The organism is Parasediminibacterium schistidii (genome assembly GCF_046546515.1).
Taxonomy (GTDB): domain Bacteria; phylum Bacteroidota; class Bacteroidia; order Chitinophagales; family Chitinophagaceae; genus Parasediminibacterium.
On record NZ_JBKHKJ010000027.1, the window covers coordinates 22,431 to 36,193 of the forward strand.

Here is a 13,763-nt window from a genome sequence, read left to right on the forward strand (position 1 = left end):
AAATAACTATTGGCACTTCATGGAAAATACATACCTGCAGCAGAATTTAACAGCTATTTTTACGCAATTGCCCATTGCAATATGTATTTTAAATGGGCCTGACTTTACTATTGCAATGGCCAATGACAAAGCACTTGAGTTATGGGGTAAAACCAAAGAGGAGGTAATGAACAAACCTACATTCCAAGTATTTCCAGAACTGGAGGCACAAGGTTTTTTAGATATACTAAATGGCGTTTATACTACAGGCAAGCATTTTATTTCTAGTGAAAACCCAGTAAAACTAATACGTAATGACAACATAAAAGAAATATTTGTACACTTTGAATACAACCCTATATATGGTACTGATGGTAGAATAACAGGCATTATAGGCACATCTATTGATAATACAGCACAAATAGAAGCGAAGAAAAAAATAGAACAAAGCGAACAGCAACTAAAAATTGCCCTAGAAGGGGGCGAATTAGGCACTTTCGATTATAGCCCACTTACAAACGAGCTAAACTGGTCGGGCAAAACAAAGGAATTTTTTGGATTGCCAGAAGATGCACCAGTAAGCTATGATTTATATGTAAAAGCAATACACCCGCAAGACAGGATAAACTCCAAAGCTATTTTGGCTAAATATGAAAAAGACATGCAGCGTAATGGGTTGTATGAATTGGAATATAGGGCTATTGGCATAAAAGACGGAAAAATAAGGTGGTTGCGATCTAAAGGAAAAGTTACGCACGATGAAGGCGGCAAGCCAATACGCTATACAGGCATACTACAAGATATTAGCAAGCAAAAAGAAGCTGAGGATGCTTTAAAAGAAAGCGAAAACGAATTTCGCCAACTAGCAGATTTGCTGCCTGCGCTAGTGTGGACTACAGACAGCAAAGGACAGCAAACTTTTGCATCAAAACGCTGGAAAGAATTTACGGGGCTGGACCCTTGCGATGCTAGTACATTTGAAAAAATGGTGCATCCAGACGATTTGCCAGAAATTATTAAAACATGGACTCATTGCCTTGGCACAGGCAAACCATATAAAACCTATTGCCGCCTAAAAAATAAAAATGATGAATATGAATGGTTTTATGTAAACGGCGAGGCGATAAAAAATGACAATGGGGATATTGAAAAATGGATAGGCACCTTTACCAATATAAATGAGCAAAAAAAAGTAGAAGAATACCTTACTACTGCATTGCGTAAAGTAGCGGAAAGCGAGGAGCGGAGCAGGCTAGCAATAGAGGCAGCAGACCTAGGCACTTTTGACTGGAATTTATTAACCCAAGAATTTATTAGCTCGCAAAGGCTAAATGACATTTTTGGTTATCAGTTTGAATCAAAAATTACGCATGAACAGTTAGTAGCAGCTTTTCATCCTGAAGATATAACTATTAGGAACAAAGCTGTGTCCATGGCACCTGAGAAAGGCTCTTTAATTTATGAGGCAAGAACTATATGGCCAGACAAATCAATACATTGGGCAAGGGTTTATGGCAAAATCATATATGATGCAAATAATGTAGCGCAACGCATGTATGGGACGGTGATGGACATTACAGAACGGAGAATGGTAGAAAAAGAATTAGAAGAAAAGGTAATAGCCAGGACATTGGAGCTAAAGAAAAGCGAAGAAACAATTTTTAGGATGGTAAACGAAGTGCAAGACTATGCTATTCTTTTATTAAGCAAAGAAGGCATAATTGAAAACTGGAACAAAGGTGCCCAAAAAATAAAAGGATACACTAGCGATGAAATAATAGGGAAGCATTTTAGCATATTTTACAACTCGCACGATTTGGAGGCAAGCGTGCCAAACGAACTGCTTAAAAAAGCTGCAACCGTAGGTAAGGCAAGCGATGAGGGGTGGAGGGTAAAAAAAGATGGCAGCCTTTTTTGGGCAAGTGTTGCCCTTACTGCCTTGCACGACCAGGAAAACAATATAATCGGTTTTTCTAAAGTTACCCGCGACCTTACCCAAAAAAAAATTGCCGAGCAGGAACTAGAGGCAAAATCTGCCGACTTAGAAAAGGCAAATCTTGCCTTGGAAAAATCGAACAGCGAGCTGGAGCAGTTTGCCTACGTAGCAAGCCACGATTTGCAAGAGCCACTCCGGAAAATCCAGTTTTTTATTGAACGACTGAGAATTGCTTTGCCAACAACAGATACCAATGCTATCCTATATTTCGACAAAATTAAAAACAGCACCATGCGTATGAACACCTTGATAAACGATTTGCTCGATTTTTCAAGGCTATCCAGCATGAATGAACAATATGTAACGGTTGATTTGAATGCGGTGCTTCAAAACATTAAAACAGACTTTGAATTGATGATCCTGCAAAAAAATGCAACGGTTACCGTTTCGGCCCTGCCAACCATCGATGCTATACCGCTTCAAATGCAGCAGTTGTTTTATAATTTAGTAAGCAATGCTTTAAAGTTTTCTAAAGAAAGCGTACCCCCAGTAATATCTGTTGGGTGCGGCAGGCTTACAGAAGCTGAAATAGCAGCATCGCACCCAAACCTAGATCCAAACCTAAGTTACTATTGCATACAAGTAAAGGATAATGGTATTGGCTTTGACCAGCAATATGCAGAAAAAATATTTGTAATTTTTCTGCGCCTCAACGATTTTTACACTTACGGCGGCACAGGCATAGGATTGGCACTTTGCAAAAAAATAATGATTAACCACCATGGGGATATTTATGCAAGAAGCGTGGAAAACGAAGGCTCGTCTTTCTATGTAGTCATCCCTGAGAAGCAATCTTAAACCCGGATTTAAATAAGTGTGTAAATATTTACCCAGTCGTTGTGTGTATAATATTGTCCAATTGCAACAATGACAGTGGTTTTAAATAACAGGATATGCGCTCGTCCTTTTTGTAGTATGTATTATTTGACTTTTCAAAACTATTTTTAGCAGTAATTAAATTCAGCGAAATATGAGGGTACTTGCCCAGCAAATAGTCTGCATGCTGCCAACCATACCCATCTGGCAAATTATTGTCTAAAATCACTACATCTGGCACAAAATCATTCAATAGGCTTATCCCTTCCGCAATGGTGTTTGCGTACCTGCATTCAACGCCGTTTCGCAGGCATTGCAATTTTACTAAGGTACAAAAATCGTCCTCATCATCTATAACCACTAGTTTCTTCATAATTGAAAGGTAATAATCTTTAATGAGAAATTTCAGTGCCACAAAAATGATTATGGCATATTATTTTCATTAATTGTGGAAAACAATTAAACATAATCATTATGACAACTACATTAAAGATTTTCGTAGGCATCTTTGGTGCTGCCGCTATCGGGGTTACCATTGGCATGTTGGTAAACCCTGAAAAAACAAAGGAAATATGCGACAAAGCAAAAGCGAATATTGCAGACTGGTCAGCCAATTTAAAAAACCAAGTAATACAAACTGCCTCTACCGTAGATGAGCATGTTCAGGAAGCTACTGCATAAACTTTTTTTACTACTCACCACATTTACAATGTTTTTTTGTGCCTTCGTGGCCGATTAACAAAACTTGCACCTCAATAGTAATACCTATTTTAATATTTATTTCATGGAAGTTATAAAAGACACAGAAGTATTAAAAGATCGGCTAGAAGACATAACCGAGAACCTTACAGATATTATAGACACTTATTACCACCTCACTGTTCTAAAGGTTGCAGACAGGGCTGCCACAACGCTGAGTATATTTTTTTTGTACTTGGTTTTAATGGCAATAGCACTTTTTGTGGTGCTTTTTGCAAGCATTGGCTTGGCTGTATATTTCAACCGGGTTTTGCATACAGACATGGAAGGGTATTTTGTTGTAGCGGGCATGTATACTTTAATAGGGTTGGTATTGATGATTTTCAGGAAAACAACCATTTTTGGTATTGTACGAAATGTTTTAATCAGAAAACTATATGAATAGTAGCCCCGTTATAAATAATTATGAAGACTTACAGCGAGAAAAAAAGCGTTTGGAAGCCCAGCTTTTTAGGCAGAAAGAACAGTTAAGCAAAAATATAGGCAAAATAAAAGGCGACTTGGAGCCAGGCTTGTCTTTTATTAAATTATTGGGTAAACTTACGTCTAGGAACCCAGACAATAAGGTATTGAATACTGTAGTGGACTATGCAGTAGGCTTGTTGCAAAGAACAGTTTTTAAAAGGTTTAGTTGGCCATTAAAGCTAATCCTTCCTTTTGTAAGCAAAAACCTAGCATCCCATCTTTTGGGAAGTGGGAAAGAAAAAAAATGAATAGTTATAAATTTTATTTTCACCCCCCTCCCTTATTTTGCAGGTGCATTCACGGCTGCTACCACACGCTTGTCTAGCGGCGAGATGTTTTGGTTGAAAAAATGGGTAAGCACGCCATTTTCGTCTATTAGGTATTTACAAAAATTCCACACGGGGGGCTGGCTACACCAGCCGTTTTTTGCCGGGTCTGTCAACCATTGATAAACGCTGTTTTGCCCATTGCCTTTTATGACGATTGACTTTGCCATTAAAGGGAACGAAACACCATAATTTAGCTTGCAGAATTGTGCAATAGCCGTATCGCTCCCCGGTTCCTGCCCTTGAAAATCATTTGCCGGGAAGCCAATCACCACCAATTTATCTTTGTATTGCTTGTACAGGCTTTCCAATTCATTGTACTGGGCCGTGTAGCCACAATTGCTGGCCGTGTTTACAAGCAATATTTTCTTGCCCTTGTACTGGGCAAAAGAAAATGGCTGCTTATGATTGTCATTTACCTGCAAGGCATACAAACTATCAATAGGCTTCACATTGCCACTATTGGGTAGTGCAAGCCCCCATGCAGGAAAAATCTTTGCCATCAACATCAGCACATGATATACTTGTTTTAAAATAACTTGTTTTATTGTCATCGTTGTTTCTTTAGGACATCTTATATACAAATGAATGGAAGAATAAGTTTTATTAAAAAACTTTATCACAAAGGTACAAAGGCTCAAAATGGCACAAAGGAAATAAGGGGGAAAAGAAGAAAATAAGAGCCTGCTTTAAAAGGTGCATTTCAAATATTCACTTTTTTATTAGCCTTTTTTATTTAGAAGAAGCTTTACTATGTGATTGTGAAAGCACCACCTTACAGACCAGCCTCACCCCAACACTCTCCAAAAGGAGTTTTGGCAAGAACAAGGGAGATGGAGCAGGGAAAAAGGAGGGGAATGCGAAGACTTGAGCGAATATTTGAACTGGGTTATTTTTTGTTTTTCATCGGTTTATTTTTTTTTGCTAATTTCCTTAATTTGCCTGTAACTCATTGATATTCATTTGTTTATGCTTTATTAGGCCTCATTTTTTATTATAATTTAAGTGAATTTTAGGATAATACACTGATAATATAATGATAGTTTTATGATAAGAAACTGATAGTTTATTGATAAGAAACTGATAAGATTTTGATGGTGGATTATCATTTTCCTAAGCCAGTTAACATCCGATGCAGGAGGCAAGGCCAAAAAGCCCCTAGTTGCTCCTTTAATGTAAAATTAGTATGCATAGCTACATAGCCCAAAATAAAAATCCTATATGGGGGAAATATTCCCCCATGAGTATCCAAAATTTCCCCCATATAGGATTCTTGTTGGGCAGGAAACAGCAGGGATTGTCTTGTAGCAAGATTGAATATTTCGTGATTCTACCAACCTGAAAACAACAAAAAGAGAAATTTTTAAATGCGCCTACTTTAAGTTGTCCAATACCCTTTAACTTTTTTCTTTGCGCTTCTTTGTGTTTTCATGCCTTTCTGGCTATTATTTCAATTTAGCATGCGCTAGAGGTTACAATTTGATTGCAATTGGGTAACATTCAGTTAACAAGCGAGCAGGAATTTTGGTCAACTTTAAAGCACATGGAAAAAAGGCAAGTTGAGGTAGTGGTACTAAGCGACCTGCATTTGGGTACATACGGTTGCAACGCCACAGAAATAGTCAATTATTTAAAAAGTATCAACCCAAAGATACTTATCCTAAACGGAGATATAATAGACGTTTGGCAATTCAACAAGCGGTATTTCCCGGTTTCGCACATGCAAGTTATAAAGGAAATAATGAACCTGCTTAGCAAAAATACGCATGTTATCTATATAACTGGCAACCACGACGAAGCCATGAGGCGTTACACAGACCTAGTAATGGGCAATTTTCAACTAACGGACAAATTGGTGATAGAAATAGATGGCAAACTTGCTTGGCTTTTCCACGGCGATGTGTTTGATGCCACCACCAAAGGAAGTGCTAAGCTGCTGGCAAAACTTGGTGGGCATGGGTACGATTTGCTGATTATGATCAATAGTTTCATCAACTGGCTGCTGAAGCTGATGGGCAGGGAAAAAATGAGCTTTAGCAAGAAAGTAAAAAATGGAGTGAAAAAAGCAGTGTCGTGGATTGGCGATTTTGAACAGACAGCCGCCGAGCTGGCCATTGAGAAAAAATATGACTATGTTATTTGCGGGCATATACACCAGCCCCAGAAAAGAGTGATTACCACCGATAAAGGTAGCGTAACCTACCTGAACAGTGGCGACTGGATCGAGAACCTTACCGCACTGGAATACAACAAAAAAGAATGGACAATTTACCAGTACGATGCAAAGCAATTCGACACGAATGCGGCACCCGTTGTAGCATTGGAAAAAAGGCTACCGAAGTTAAATGTAGTGCCAGAGGAAGTATTATTTTTTAGTGCGTTGCCCAGCATAGAAAACATCATTAAAATGTCGGTTTAAGTAAAACACCCTATTATGGCTTATGTAACCCCCAAAATAAAAATTCTATACGCCGTTCAGGCAACAGGCAATGGGCATATAGCCCGGGCAATGCAACTAATGCCATATTTGGAGAAATATGGAGAAGTAGATGTTTTTCTTAGCGGCAGCAACAGTAACCTAAAAGCAGCACTACCTGTAAAATACAGGAGTAATGGGCTAAGCCTGTTTTATGGCAACAGGGGTGGGCTAGACTATATGAAAATATGGAAGCAACTGGATGTAAGGCAATTGTGGAAAGAAGCCAACCAACTTCCGGTAGAGCAATATGATATTGTAATAAACGACTTTGAGTGCATCACCTCCCTTGCCTGCAAGCTGAAACAAATACCCAGTATTAACTTTGGCCACCAGGCCAGCTTTATTTCTCCCAACACACCTAAGCCCTTACAAAAAGACATGTTGGGAGAATGGGTCCTAACGCATTACGCAACCGCAACCAATTATATAGGATTGCATTTTGAGAACTATGACGATTTTATTTTTTCGCCCATTATCAAGCAGCAAATTTTAGAGGCCACGCCTAGCAACAAAGGGCATGTATCGGTTTATTTATCGCACTATAGCGATGAGGTAGTGATAGCTGCACTGCAAAAATGCAAGGACATACCCTTCCATCTGTTTTCTAAAAAAGCAACCGCCATTGAACAAAAACGGAATATTACGCTAATGCCGATTAGCAACGATGGCTTTGCCAGCAGCATGATTGATGCAGCAGGCATTATTACAGGTGCGGGCTTTGAAACGCCCGCAGAAGCACTGTACCTAGGTAAAAAATTATTGTGCTTGCCCATAAAAGGCCAATACGAGCAACTGTGCAACGCAGCAGCACTAGAAAAGTTCAGGGTGCCGATTATCAACACGATTGACGAGCATTTTACTGCCACGATATACAAATGGCTGTCTAGCTTGGCACCAAAGCCATTAACCTTGCAGCAATCTACCAACGAAATAGTAGGCATGGTAATGGAAAAAGGGATAGTAAGGAAAACCGCACCACGCACAGAAAATGACTTTTATTTGCTTTACCCAGACGAGTTGTCGTTTGCATAGCGTTAACCTCCAACTTCCCGAAAGTTTTAAACTTTCGGGAAGTTATTTGCTAGACTTGATTACCAAAGCAAATCACCACTAATAAACCAATTATAATATTTACGATAAAAACTTGGTCCACTTTCCATAATTTAGTAGCTGAAACAATTTTAAACCACCCTTAATAAACTTAAAAAACAAATGGAAAAAAAATTACAAAACCAAGTAGCTATTGTTACCGGGGCAAGTAGTGGCATAGGGGCAGGCGTGGCAAAATCATTGGCTGAAGCTGGAGCAACCGTAATAGTAAACTACCCATTTGAAGGGGCAAAAGATGCGGCAGAGGCTGTTATTGCAGCTATTGTGGCTGGTGGTGGCAAAGCCGTTAGTTGCCAGTGCGATGTAAGCAAAGAGGCAGACGTACAACAGATGTTTGCCAGCACAGTGGCACAGTTTGGCACAGTGGATATACTGGTAAACAATGCTGGCATACAAAAAGATGCACGGTTTGAAGAAATGACACTAGACCAGTGGAACCTAGTCTTAGGCATTAACCTTACAGGGTTTTTCTTGTGTGCAAGGGAGGCTGTGAGGGAATTTTTGCGAAGGGGCATCGACTCTACAAAATCGAAAGCTGCGGGCAAAATTATTTGCATGAGCAGTGTGCACGAAGTTATTCCTTGGGCAGGACATGCAAACTATGCGGCTAGCAAAGGTGGGATAATGCTACTTATGAAAACATTGTCACAGGAATTTGCCTTTAAGAAAATACGCATCAATAGTATTTGCCCAGGTGCCATACAAACGCCTATCAACCGCAGCGCATGGGATACGCCAGAGGCATTGTCGGCTTTACTTACGCTTATACCATACAAACGTATTGGCCAACCGGAAGATATTGGAAATGCAGCGGTGTGGCTAGCAAGTGATGATAGCGATTATGTAAATGGCATTTCTTTGTTTGTAGATGGTGGTATGACTTTGTATCCCGGATTTACTACGAATGGGTAATCAGTTGTAAATATTTTACCTTTGGCACTTGTATTATTTTGAGTATAAGTTTACTCTTTAAATTAATACAGGTGCTTTATGGCTAATGTGTCTGCTTATATTATTGGGTATAATGAAGAAAGGAAAATTAAACAAGCAATTGACAGTGTTATTGGCTGGGCAAGCGAAGTAATTGTAGTGGATTCTTTTAGTACAGACAAAACTGCGGAGATTGCTGCCCTTGCTGGCGCAAAAGTGGTGCAAGTGCCTTTCGAAGGCTTTGGCAAGCTTAGGAACGATGCTATAGATAATTGCAAGCACGATTGGATATTTAGCCTAGATGCTGATGAAAGATGCACGCCAGAGGCAAGGGATGAAATTAAAAAAATAATAACGGAAGAATACAAAAAAGGACAGCCAGTTGCTTACTATGTACCTAGGAAAAATTTTTTCTTAGGGCAATGGATAAAACATTCAGGTTGGTATCCCGACTATCGGCAGCCACAATTATTCAGGAAAAACAGTATGCGGTACATGGAAGATGCTGTACACGAACGCTACAAAGTAGAGGGAGAAACTGGTATTATGAAAAACGCTATCTGGCAATACCCATTCGAGAACCTTGAACAAATACTGGCAAAAACCAATCGGTACTCCTCGCTCGGGGCACAAAAATTACTCAACAAAAAAAAAGGCGGGCTAAGAGTTGCTTTGTTGCATGGCATTACTAGCTTTATCCAAACCTATTTTATTAAAAAGGGTTTTTTAGATGGCCGTGCAGGCCTGGTGATTGCAATGTATAATTTTACTTCTACTTATTATAAATACATAAAACTGGCAGAATTGCAACACAATTGGAAAGAACCTACTGGAATTAAGAAATAAAATAAAGATGCTGTTTTATTATGTTGTGCGTAGCCACCACAATAAAACAGCATTTTCAGCATCTCCCTTTAGCAGGCCTCCCAGCGTGTTCGTAGGCGTTACTTAATGCAGGTGTTTACAGCAAAAAGAAAATGATTGTATTTTTAGAATTAAGTAATGCACTTGCACAAGACAGAGCCCTGTGCGAGCGGAGCAGGAACAATATTTTTTTAATTTTTCTTATCCTTTTTCTTATCTAGGTCTGGTTGTTGTGCAGCTTTTACTTGTGCTATAGAATCGGCAATGCGTTTCTTTTCCTTGCTCTTGAAAAAACCTTTCAGCAAAAAGTTGTGCTTGGCCGCTTCCATGTTTTGGCTTAGACCTTCTGCTGCTTTGTTTGCCGTTCTTACAGTTGTTTTAGCCGAGGCTACGGTTTCTTCCAGCTCAGTGGCCAGCTTGTCGTTGTTTATCAACCTGCCAAGTGTGCCACGGCCATTGTTTACTTTGCCAAATATAGACGACAAGTGGCCAGACAAGGTATCCATATTGGTTACAATATTTTCTATTTTTGCACCTACTTTTTCTGCCTTGCCCATCAGCTTGTCCATGTCGTAAGGGTTGATGGCTTTTAAAGTGCCGTTTTCTTTTATCAAGGCCGAACTGTCTTTACCAGGCATTATTTGTACCAGTTTGTCGCCCATTAGCCCATCGCTGCCAATGCTGGCCCGGCTATCGGCCTTTATAAATTTTTGTACTTTTTTCTGTACAATAAGGGTTACGTCAACCGTAGTGTCGTTTTCAATGTCTATCAGGTCCACTACGCCTACATTGATCCCTGCAAACCTTACATAAGCCCCTTGCTGTAAGCCAGAGACAGTTTTGTATTTTACATGCAGGCTGATGGTGCTGCTAAAAAGATTTTTTTTGCTGCTGATAAAATACATAATAAGCAGCAATACCCCTACGCCAGCAAGTATAAAAATGCCTGTCTTTATTTTTTGGGTTGCATTGTTTGTCATAAACCGAGTTTAAAAAATGAATTAATAAATGTGTCGCTCGAATGTTCCAGCTCTTCATAGCTGCCTTCTGCTATGTACCTGCCATCGTTCATCACCACTATCCTGTCTGCAGTCATTTTGGCGCAAGACATATCGTGGGTAATGATAATAGAGGAGGCGTTGTACTTTTTCCTTATATCCAAAATAAGCTGACTTATTTCCTTACTGGTAACGGTATCCAGCCCCGTTGTAGGCTCGTCGTATAAAATAATTTCTGGTTTTACAATCAAAGTCCTGGCAAGCCCCATCCTTTTGCGTTGCCCGCCCGATAAGTCAGAAGGCATTTTATCTATTGCATCAGCTAGTCCTACGGCTTCTAGTGCCTCGATAGAGCGTTTTTCAATCTCTGCTGCGTCTTTTATTTTCAGCACACGCTTTAAAGGGAATGCAAGGTTTTCCCGCACAGTCATGGAGTCGTACAGGGCGGCATGTTGAAAAAGGAAACCAACTTTTACCCTTATGTCTTTCAGTTGCTCCTCATTTAGGTCACCAATTTCCTGCCCCAATACTTTTACGCTGCCTTCGTCTGGGGTTATCATACCCACTATACATTGGATGGTTACGCTTTTGCCCTGCCCGCTTTTGCCAATCACCACAATGTTCTCACCTTTTTTCAGGGTCAGGTCAATGCCTTTTAATACCTCCTTGCCGTTGAAAGATTTTTTAAGCCCGTGAATTTCTATAACTTTTTCGTTTTCCATTAGCTTTTAATTATAAACAAATATGCTGGTTACCTGCACTGCAACGGCATCAATAACAATAATCCATATAGAGGCAGCAACCACGGCCGTATTTGCAGCTATGCCCACGCTTTCTGTGCCTTTGTCAGCATTAAAGCCCTTATAGCAACCCACAACGCCAATTGCAAAGCCAAACAGGAATGTTTTAATAAAGGCAGGGAAAAAATCAGTGAAATCGAGTGTTGAAAAGGATTTGTTGAAATACAGCATACCAGACATGCTGCCCGAAATATTAGTGCCCACAAACCCACCAAAAAATGCACAGGCATCTGCAAATAAAACAAGCAGCGGCACCATAAAGAAACAAGAAAGGATGCGAGTAACCACCAGGTATTGCACTGGATTGGCACCAGACACGTCCATGGCGGCAATTTGCTCGGTTACTTTCATGCTGCCTAGCTCGGCACCAATGCCAGAAGCTATTTTACCAGCACAAATAAGCGCAGTAACCACCGGGCCTATTTCACGGATTACAGAAATAGTAACCATGGTAGGTACAAAACTTTCTGCCCCAAATGCCTTGAAAGATGGCTCGGATTGAAGCGTAAGTACAAAGCCCAGCACAAATCCTGTAATCATCACTATGTTTAAAGACTTTAGGCCGATAAGGTAGCATTGGCGCATTAGTTCTTCCCACTCAAAACCACCTCTGAAAATATTCCGGAAGAAGGAGGAAATAAACATGGCTTGGTCGCCGATGCTTTCCAAAAATCCGTTTAGGTATAATGTTATTTTTTCACTCATTGCAAAAGACAATAAGAAAAAACTATTCCTAAAATATTTTACAGGTAAATAAAAATAAATTTATACTTAAAAAAGCATTGTTGGGTAAATAATTCTACATATTTACTTGCCAAATCAAAGTCAAGCATTACCCTTTCGCCCCTTAGTTTTTTATATCCTATTTGTATAAATTGTATTATTTGCAAAGTGGCATTAAAAAACTTTGAGCAAGCTTTATTTACCCAAAAATGCAATCAACCCACTAATTGCCTTCTTCCGGTGGCTGAAACTGTTTTTTTCATCCATCGTCATCTCTGCAAAAGTTTTGTCGCTACCAGCAGGGATAAAAATGGGGTCGTAGCCAAAGCCTTGCAAGCCTTTCTGGTCTTCAGTTATTTTCCCTTTGCAAATGCCTTCAAACAAATATTCTTTGCCATCCAATATCAGGGAAACAATGGTACGGAATTGTGCTCCCCTATTAGGTTTACCTTCTAGGTTGAGCAATAGCTTGTCAATATTCGCCTGGAAATCCCGCCCTTCGCCGGCATAGCGGGCGCTTTTTACGCCAGGCTCGCCATTTAGTGCTGGCACTTCCAAGCCTGTGTCTTCGCTAAAAACATTTTGCCCAGTCATTTTAAAAATGATGGACGACTTTTCGGTTGCATTGGCCTCTAAGGTATCGTATGGCTCGGGTATATCAATATCTATGCCCGCTGCTTTCAGGGTTATGATATTGAAATAGCCACCAGCTACGCTTTGTATTTCTGCTACTTTGTGCTGGTTGTTGGTGGCGAATATGAGTATGGGGAGGTTATTTTGCATGGTGGTGTGTTTTTTTGCCATAAATTTTAATTGCCACAAAGGCACTAAGACTCAAAGAAGCACAAAGGGTTAAAAGGAAACGGAAGAAAAAAGCCAACAATTTATTTCTTATATTTCTTCGTGCATCTTAGTGCCTTCGAGCCTTTTTGGCTATTTATTAAATATTGAACATTTTTTTCAAACTAAGCCAAAGCTTTGTTTTTTCTACTTTAACGGCTTCTGTGTTGCCCAGCATCAAAGACAATGCAGGGGCTTGCAGGATGCTGCAATTATTGTAGGCTTGTACTTGGTAATCGGGTATGGTAAATGGCAACTGCACCGTACTGCAGCTTACCCCAAACATGATTAGGAATTTGGGCATAGTGGTTGCCTGCAAGTTTGTAAAACTAATTTCTGTTTTAAATTGGTTTACAATGGCCACATCGCCAATATTTAGCTTGCATGCACCTAATATACTGGTGAGGAATTGTAGCCATTCGTCTCGCAAGTAAACCGCTTCTGCATCGTGCACAACAATAGAAATTTGCTTTTGATTGCTCCCTAAAAACCATTGTTTATCAGCATTCGGCACAGCTTTTTCCACGAGTAGGGCAGGGGGTTTGCTTGCAGGCTTTAATGGTGAAACTGGTGGTGCAGCATCGGTAAGCACAAGATTGCCCCGGTACAAATCTGCAATTACAAAGCCGGGAAGTTGTATTTTATCGAAACTCATCCGCAATTTTAGGATAATAGTAG

Annotated in this window: 15 protein-coding genes; 8 read left to right on the forward strand and 7 right to left on the reverse strand. The window is 39.9% G+C overall.

All coding sequences use genetic code 11. The features are described from left to right. Positions 1-19: 19 nt before the first annotated feature. The gene (locus tag ACHFIY_RS14795) at positions 20-2,773 is read left to right on the forward strand and encodes a PAS domain S-box protein (RefSeq protein ID WP_410846886.1); all 2,754 of its coding nucleotides are present in this window, start codon (positions 20-22) and stop codon (positions 2,771-2,773) included. Positions 2,774-2,801: 28 nt separating this feature from the next. On the opposite strand, the gene ACHFIY_RS14800 is transcribed toward ACHFIY_RS14795, so the two are convergent. Next, a complete protein-coding gene (locus tag ACHFIY_RS14800; RefSeq protein ID WP_410846887.1) occupies positions 2,802-3,164 on the reverse strand; it encodes a response regulator in 363 nt (120 codons plus the stop codon). Between the two features lie 101 nt (positions 3,165-3,265). Here ACHFIY_RS14800 and ACHFIY_RS14805 point away from each other — a divergent pair, with 101 nt between their 5' ends. The 3 genes from ACHFIY_RS14805 (at position 3,266) to ACHFIY_RS14815 (ending at position 4,263) form a co-directional block, all read left to right on the forward strand. Continuing rightward, on the forward strand, positions 3,266-3,472 hold the full coding sequence (locus tag ACHFIY_RS14805; RefSeq protein WP_410846888.1) for a YtxH domain-containing protein: 207 nt from the start codon (positions 3,266-3,268) through the stop codon (positions 3,470-3,472). Between the two features lie 103 nt (positions 3,473-3,575). Next, a complete protein-coding gene (locus ACHFIY_RS14810; RefSeq protein ID WP_410846889.1) occupies positions 3,576-3,935 on the forward strand; it encodes a hypothetical protein in 360 nt (119 codons plus the stop codon). Next, positions 3,928-4,263, forward strand: a complete 336-nt coding sequence (locus tag ACHFIY_RS14815; protein WP_410846890.1) for a hypothetical protein — start codon at positions 3,928-3,930, stop codon at positions 4,261-4,263. Before ACHFIY_RS14810 ends, ACHFIY_RS14815 begins: the two co-directional genes overlap by 8 nt. A gap of 32 nt (positions 4,264-4,295) precedes the next feature. On the opposite strand, the gene ACHFIY_RS14820 is transcribed toward ACHFIY_RS14815, so the two are convergent. Next, positions 4,296-4,895: a glutathione peroxidase gene (locus ACHFIY_RS14820; protein WP_410846891.1), complete on the reverse strand. Its 600-nt coding sequence runs from the start codon at positions 4,893-4,895 to the stop codon at positions 4,296-4,298. A gap of 989 nt (positions 4,896-5,884) precedes the next feature. Here ACHFIY_RS14820 and ACHFIY_RS14825 point away from each other — a divergent pair. The 4 genes from ACHFIY_RS14825 to ACHFIY_RS14840 all read left to right on the forward strand — a co-directional run bounded on the left by ACHFIY_RS14825 (position 5,885) and on the right by ACHFIY_RS14840 (position 9,706). Further along, positions 5,885-6,760 carry a UDP-2,3-diacylglucosamine diphosphatase gene (locus ACHFIY_RS14825; protein WP_410846892.1) on the forward strand — a complete coding sequence of 292 codons (876 nt, stop codon included), beginning with the start codon at positions 5,885-5,887 and terminating at the stop codon, positions 6,758-6,760. A 15-nt stretch (positions 6,761-6,775) separates the two neighbouring features. After that, on the forward strand, positions 6,776-7,852 hold the full coding sequence (locus tag ACHFIY_RS14830) for a glycosyltransferase family protein (RefSeq protein ID WP_410846893.1): 1,077 nt from the start codon (positions 6,776-6,778) through the stop codon (positions 7,850-7,852). Positions 7,853-8,032: 180 nt separating this feature from the next. Further along, positions 8,033-8,842, forward strand: a complete 810-nt coding sequence (locus tag ACHFIY_RS14835) for a glucose 1-dehydrogenase (RefSeq protein WP_410846894.1) — start codon at positions 8,033-8,035, stop codon at positions 8,840-8,842. Positions 8,843-8,920: 78 nt separating this feature from the next. Continuing rightward, on the forward strand, positions 8,921-9,706 hold the full coding sequence (locus tag ACHFIY_RS14840) for a glycosyltransferase family 2 protein (protein WP_410846895.1): 786 nt from the start codon (positions 8,921-8,923) through the stop codon (positions 9,704-9,706). Between the two features lie 209 nt (positions 9,707-9,915). Here the strand turns inward: ACHFIY_RS14840 and ACHFIY_RS14845 are convergent, their stop codons facing one another. The 5 genes from ACHFIY_RS14845 to ACHFIY_RS14865 form a co-directional block, all read right to left on the reverse strand. Next, positions 9,916-10,704, reverse strand: a complete 789-nt coding sequence (locus tag ACHFIY_RS14845) for an MlaD family protein (RefSeq protein ID WP_410846896.1) — start codon at positions 10,702-10,704, stop codon at positions 9,916-9,918. After that, positions 10,701-11,444: an ABC transporter ATP-binding protein gene (locus ACHFIY_RS14850; RefSeq protein ID WP_410846897.1), complete on the reverse strand. Its 744-nt coding sequence runs from the start codon at positions 11,442-11,444 to the stop codon at positions 10,701-10,703. Before ACHFIY_RS14850 ends, ACHFIY_RS14845 begins: the two co-directional genes overlap by 4 nt. A 6-nt stretch (positions 11,445-11,450) precedes the next feature. Continuing rightward, positions 11,451-12,227 carry an MlaE family ABC transporter permease gene (locus tag ACHFIY_RS14855; RefSeq protein ID WP_410846898.1) on the reverse strand — a complete coding sequence of 259 codons (777 nt, stop codon included), beginning with the start codon at positions 12,225-12,227 and terminating at the stop codon, positions 11,451-11,453. A 213-nt stretch (positions 12,228-12,440) separates the two neighbouring features. Next, on the reverse strand, positions 12,441-13,049 hold the full coding sequence (rdgB, locus tag ACHFIY_RS14860) for an RdgB/HAM1 family non-canonical purine NTP pyrophosphatase (RefSeq protein WP_410846899.1): 609 nt from the start codon (positions 13,047-13,049) through the stop codon (positions 12,441-12,443). Between the two features lie 136 nt (positions 13,050-13,185). After that, entirely contained in the window at positions 13,186-13,740 is a 555-nt protein-coding gene (locus ACHFIY_RS14865) for a hypothetical protein (protein WP_410846900.1), read from the reverse strand. Positions 13,741-13,763 lie beyond the last annotated feature (23 nt).

Bases quoted from the DNA above. Each gene is read 5' to 3' on its own strand.
- ACHFIY_RS14795 (WP_410846886.1), top strand. From the start codon at position 20: ATGGAAAATACATACCTGCAGCAGAATTTAACAGCTATTTTTACGCAA.
- ACHFIY_RS14800 (WP_410846887.1), bottom strand. From the start codon at position 3,164: ATGAAGAAACTAGTGGTTATAGATGATGAGGACGATTTTTGTACCTTA.
- ACHFIY_RS14805 (WP_410846888.1), top strand. From the start codon at position 3,266: ATGACAACTACATTAAAGATTTTCGTAGGCATCTTTGGTGCTGCCGCT.
- ACHFIY_RS14810 (WP_410846889.1), top strand. From the start codon at position 3,576: ATGGAAGTTATAAAAGACACAGAAGTATTAAAAGATCGGCTAGAAGAC.
- ACHFIY_RS14815 (WP_410846890.1), top strand. From the start codon at position 3,928: ATGAATAGTAGCCCCGTTATAAATAATTATGAAGACTTACAGCGAGAA.
- ACHFIY_RS14820 (WP_410846891.1), bottom strand. From the start codon at position 4,895: ATGACAATAAAACAAGTTATTTTAAAACAAGTATATCATGTGCTGATG.
- ACHFIY_RS14825 (WP_410846892.1), top strand. From the start codon at position 5,885: ATGGAAAAAAGGCAAGTTGAGGTAGTGGTACTAAGCGACCTGCATTTG.
- ACHFIY_RS14830 (WP_410846893.1), top strand. From the start codon at position 6,776: ATGGCTTATGTAACCCCCAAAATAAAAATTCTATACGCCGTTCAGGCA.
- ACHFIY_RS14835 (WP_410846894.1), top strand. From the start codon at position 8,033: ATGGAAAAAAAATTACAAAACCAAGTAGCTATTGTTACCGGGGCAAGT.
- ACHFIY_RS14840 (WP_410846895.1), top strand. From the start codon at position 8,921: ATGGCTAATGTGTCTGCTTATATTATTGGGTATAATGAAGAAAGGAAA.
- ACHFIY_RS14845 (WP_410846896.1), bottom strand. From the start codon at position 10,704: ATGACAAACAATGCAACCCAAAAAATAAAGACAGGCATTTTTATACTT.
- ACHFIY_RS14850 (WP_410846897.1), bottom strand. From the start codon at position 11,444: ATGGAAAACGAAAAAGTTATAGAAATTCACGGGCTTAAAAAATCTTTC.
- ACHFIY_RS14855 (WP_410846898.1), bottom strand. From the start codon at position 12,227: ATGAGTGAAAAAATAACATTATACCTAAACGGATTTTTGGAAAGCATC.
- rdgB (WP_410846899.1), bottom strand. From the start codon at position 13,049: ATGGCAAAAAAACACACCACCATGCAAAATAACCTCCCCATACTCATA.
- ACHFIY_RS14865 (WP_410846900.1), bottom strand. From the start codon at position 13,740: ATGAGTTTCGATAAAATACAACTTCCCGGCTTTGTAATTGCAGATTTG.